This window comes from Subtercola vilae (assembly GCF_004923255.1).
Taxonomy (GTDB): Bacteria; Actinomycetota; Actinomycetes; order Actinomycetales; family Microbacteriaceae; genus Subtercola; species Subtercola vilae.
This window is the reverse complement of sequence record NZ_QYRT01000078.1, coordinates 1-5,213: the sequence shown is the minus strand read 5'-3', so window position 1 is coordinate 5,213 and position 5,213 is coordinate 1. Positions and strand designations below refer to the sequence as shown.

General features: G+C 54.4%; 3 rRNA genes. All 3 read right to left on the bottom strand.

The features are described 5' to 3' along the window. A 5S ribosomal RNA gene (gene rrf / locus D4765_RS18645) occupies positions 1-117 on the bottom strand. A 168-nt stretch (positions 118-285) separates the two neighbouring features. Then, positions 286-3,407, bottom strand: a 23S ribosomal RNA gene (locus tag D4765_RS18640). Between the two features lie 475 nt (positions 3,408-3,882). Beyond that, positions 3,883-5,213, bottom strand: a 16S ribosomal RNA gene (locus D4765_RS18635); the annotation flags it as partial.

Here is a 5,213-nt window from a genome sequence, read left to right as displayed (position 1 = left end):
GTCCGGCGGTGTCCTACTCTCCCACAAGGTCTCCCTTGCAGTACCATCGGCGCTGCGAGTCTTAGCTTCCGGGTTCGGAATGTTACCGGGCGTTTCCCTCGCGCTATGGCCGCCGAAACATTAGGGACATCCCTGGTGGGTGTGTCTGCATGTTCCGAAGGGTTTAGCTTCGATCATTTTCAGTTGTGACCCGACCGTATGTCGGGAACCACAGAGTGGACGCGAGTGTTTTTGTTGCGCAAAGAGTTGACCTTCCACCAACCCGTGAGGGTGGGTGGGGTGGTGTTGATGAAGTTATCGGCTTATTAGTACAGGTCAGCTCCACACCTCGTTAGTTGGTGCTTCCACATCCTGCCTATCAACCCAGTAGTCTCCTGGGAGCCTCTCACCACCGAAGTGGTATGGAAATCTCATCTCGAAGCCGGCTTCCCGCTTAGATGCTTTCAGCGGTTATCCGTTCCGAACGTAGCTAATCAGCGGTGCACTTGGCAGTACAACTGACACACCAGAGGTTCGTCCATCCCGGTCCTCTCGTACTAGGGATAGCTCTCCTCAAATTTCCTGCGCGCGCAGAGGATAGGGACCGAACTGTCTCACGACGTTCTAAACCCAGCTCGCGTACCGCTTTAATGGGCGAACAGCCCAACCCTTGGGACCTACTCCAGCCCCAGGATGCGACGAGCCGACATCGAGGTGCCAAACCATGCCGTCGATATGGACTCTTGGGCAAGATCAGCCTGTTATCCCCGAGGTACCTTTTATCCGTTGAGCGACAGCGCTTCCACAAGCCACTGCCGGATCACTAGTCCCGACTTTCGTCCCTGCTCGACTTGTCAGTCTCACAGTCAAGCTCCCTTGTGCACTTACACTCGCCACCTGATTGCCAACCAGGTTGAGGGAACCTTTGGGCGCCTCCGTTACTCTTTAGGAGGCAACCGCCCCAGTTAAACTACCCACCATGCACTGTCCCAGAACCGGATTACGGTTCGTAGTTAGATATCCAGAGTGACCAGAGTGGTATTTCAACAATGACTCCACCAGCACTAGCGTGCCCGCTTCACAGTCTCCCACCTATCCTACACAAGCCACACCGAACACCAATACAAAGCTATAGTAAAGGTCACGGGGTCTTTCCGTCCTTCTGCGCGTAACGAGCATCTTTACTCGTAGTGCAATTTCGCCGAGTTCGCGGTTGAGACAGCTGGGAAGTCGTTACGCCATTCGTGCAGGTCGGAACTTACCCGACAAGGAATTTCGCTACCTTAGGATGGTTATAGTTACCACCGCCGTTTACTGGGGCTTAAATTCTGGGCTTCGCCTTGCGGCTAACTCTTCCTCTTAACCTTCCAGCACCGGGCAGGCGTCAGTCCGTATACATCGTCTTGCGACTTGGCACGGACCTGTGTTTTTAGTAAACAGTCGCTTCCCACTGGTCTCTGCGGCCCTGCACCGCTCCCGGAGTAAATCCGTTCACAGCTCGGGCCCCCCTTCTCCCGAAGTTACGGGGGCATTTTGCCGAGTTCCTTAACCACGATTCTCTCGATCTCCTTAGTATTCTCTACCTGATCACCTGAGTCGGTTTGGGGTACGGGCACATGGAACCTCGCGCCGATGCTTTTCTTGGCAGCAGACGATCACTGATTTCCCCAACAAAGGGTACCCATCGAGTCTCAGCCTTCAATGAGGGGCGGATTTGCCTACCCCTCGGCCTACATTCTTAGACCGGGACAACCATCGCCCGGCTCAGCTACGTTCCTGCGTCACACCTGTTAATACGCTAACCGCACCACCATAGGGTCACGTGCTAGGCCAACCCCCTCGCCCCGAAGGGTCCGGTAAGAAGGATTCAGACGTTTAGCATCAGTGGATTAGCTTGGACGGTTCTTCTGCGGTACGGGAATATCGACCCGTTGTCCATCGACTACGCCTGTCGGCCTCGCCTTAGGTCCCGACTTACCCAGGGCGGATTAGCCTGGCCCTGGAAACCTTGATCTTTCGGAGGACGGGTTTCTCACCCGTCTTTCGCTACTCATGCCTGCATTCTCACTCGTGTGGCCTCCACGGCTGGTTTACACCGCCGCTTCACTGGCCACACGACGCTCTCCTACCCATCCATACGGCTGGACCACGAAGGCCTGCCAAAAATATAAATGCCACAACTTCGGTGGCGTGCTTGAGCCCCGTTACATTGTCGGCGCGGAATCACTTGACCAGTGAGCTATTACGCACTCTTTCAAGGGTGGCTGCTTCTAAGCCAACCTCCTGGTTGTCTATGCAACTCCACATCCTTTCCCACTTAGCACGCGCTTAGGGACCTTAGATGGTGGTCTGGGTTGTTTCCCTCTCGACGATGAAGCTTATCCCCCACCGTCTCACTGCTGCGCTCTCACTTACCGGCATTCGGAGTTTGGCTAACGTCAGTAACCTTTTAGGGCCCATCGGCTATCCAGTAGCTCTACCTCCGGCAAGAAACACGCAACGCTGCACCTAAATGCATTTCGGAGAGAACCAGCTATCACGAAGTTTGATTGGCCTTTCACCCCTATCCACAGCTCATCCCCTCCATTTTCAACTGAAGTGGGTTCGGTCCTCCACGACGTCTTACCGTCGCTTCAACCTGGCCATGGATAGATCACTTCGCTTCGGGTCTAGAACCAGCGACTCAAACGCTCTATTCGAACTCGCTTTCGCTACGCATTCCCCTCACGGGTTAAGCTCGCCACTGATCACTAACTCGCAGGCTCATTCTTCAAAAGGCACGCCGTCACACCAACAAAGGGCGCTCCGACGGCTTGTAAGCAAACGGTTTCAGGTACTATTTCACTCCCCTCCCGGGGTACTTTTCACCTTTCCCTCACGGTACTTGTTCACTATCGGTCATCTGGGAGTATTTAGGCTTATCAGGTGGTCCTGACAGATTCACGCGGGATTTCTCGGGCCCCGCGATACTTGGGATACTCATCAGACCATTACCACATTTCGACTACAGGGCTGGCACCTACTACGGCTGGGCTTTCAATCCCATTCATCTATATGACGCTGTAATCCTCACAGTACGGCAGTAACTGCAGACAAGTCCCACAACCCCGACCATGCAACGCCTGCCGGCTATCACACATGATCGGTTTAGCCTGTTCCGGTTTCGCTCGCCACTACTCACGGAATCACATGTTGTTTTCTCTTCCTGAGGGTACTGAGATGTTTCACTTCCCCTCGTTCCCTCTACCCGCCCTATATATTCAAGCGGGAGTCACCAGGTCACCTCACGGGCCTGGCGGGGTTTCCCCATTCGGAGACCCTCGGATCACAGCTCTATTATCAGCTCCCCGAGGCTTATCGCAGATTTATACGTCCTTCTTCGGCTCCAGATGCCAAGGCATTCACCGTTTGCTCTTAAAAACTTCATACAACAAAATCACACAACAAAGACCAATGTATGCCTGAAATAAATCAGACGAACATTGATTATCAGTCCACAAACAGACCCCAAAAGGAGCCAAAATTTGCGACTGAAGATGCTCGCGTCCACTGTGTAGTTCTCAAAATACGGGCGGTACCCCACACAACCAAAGACCCAAAAGCCCCTGACCGAAATAAGGTCCAAAACAAGTTACAGCCAACCCCCACACCCCCACAGACCAAAAGCCCGTGACGACGAAGAAGCTGCCCGGTCCCTCAGGACCCAACAGCGTGCACAACACGGCCACACCAAACCCTCTCTTCCAAACCAGCCCCGAAGAACCAGCCGTACTGACAGAACCTGATGCACTACGCGAATGTCAAATGTTCCACCCATGAGCGCCACCAACACCTAACTGGCGTTGAAATGACTGTCCATCCGACCCCGCTGTATACAGACGAGAGATGAAACGTGCTCCTTAGAAAGGAGGTGATCCAGCCGCACCTTCCGGTACGGCTACCTTGTTACGACTTAGTCCTAATCACCGATCCCACCTTCGACAGCTCCCTCCCACAAGGGGTTGGGCCACCGGCTTCGGGTGTTACCGACTTTCATGACTTGACGGGCGGTGTGTACAAGGCCCGGGAACGTATTCACCGCAGCGTTGCTGATCTGCGATTACTAGCGACTCCGACTTCATGAGGTCGAGTTGCAGACCTCAATCCGAACTGAGACCGGCTTTTTGGGATTCGCTCCACCTTACGGTATTGCAGCCCTTTGTACCGGCCATTGTAGCATGCGTGAAGCCCAAGACATAAGGGGCATGATGATTTGACGTCATCCCCACCTTCCTCCGAGTTGACCCCGGCAGTCTCCTATGAGTTCCCACCATAACGTGCTGGCAACATAGAACGAGGGTTGCGCTCGTTGCGGGACTTAACCCAACATCTCACGACACGAGCTGACGACAACCATGCACCACCTGTATACCGACCTTGCGGGGCCCACATTTCTGTGGCTTTCCGGTATATGTCAAGCCTTGGTAAGGTTCTTCGCGTTGCATCGAATTAATCCGCATGCTCCGCCGCTTGTGCGGGCCCCCGTCAATTCCTTTGAGTTTTAGCCTTGCGGCCGTACTCCCCAGGCGGGGAACTTAATGCGTTAGCTGCGACACAGAAACCGTGGAATGGCCCCTACATCTAGTTCCCAACGTTTACGGCATGGACTACCAGGGTATCTAATCCTGTTCGCTCCCCATGCTTTCGCTCCTCAGCGTCAGTTACGGCCCAGAGATCTGCCTTCGCCATCGGTGTTCCTCCTGATATCTGCGCATTCCACCGCTACACCAGGAATTCCAATCTCCCCTACCGCACTCTAGTCTGCCCGTACCCACTGCAGGCTGGAGGTTGAGCCTCCAGTTTTCACAGCAGACGCGACAAACCGCCTACGAGCTCTTTACGCCCAATAATTCCGGACAACGCTTGCACCCTACGTATTACCGCGGCTGCTGGCACGTAGTTAGCCGGTGCTTTTTCTGCAAGTACCGTCAAACCGAAGTTCTTCTTCCTTACTAAAAGAGGTTTACAACCCGAAGGCCGTCATCCCTCACGCGGCGTTGCTGCATCAGGCTTTCGCCCATTGTGCAATATTCCCCACTGCTGCCTCCCGTAGGAGTCTGGGCCGTGTCTCAGTCCCAGTGTGGCCGGTCACCCTCTCAGGCCGGCTACCCGTCGTAGGCTTGGTGAGCCATTACCTCACCAACAACCTGATAGGCCGCGAGTCCATCCTTGACCAAAAAATCTTTCCACCCCCA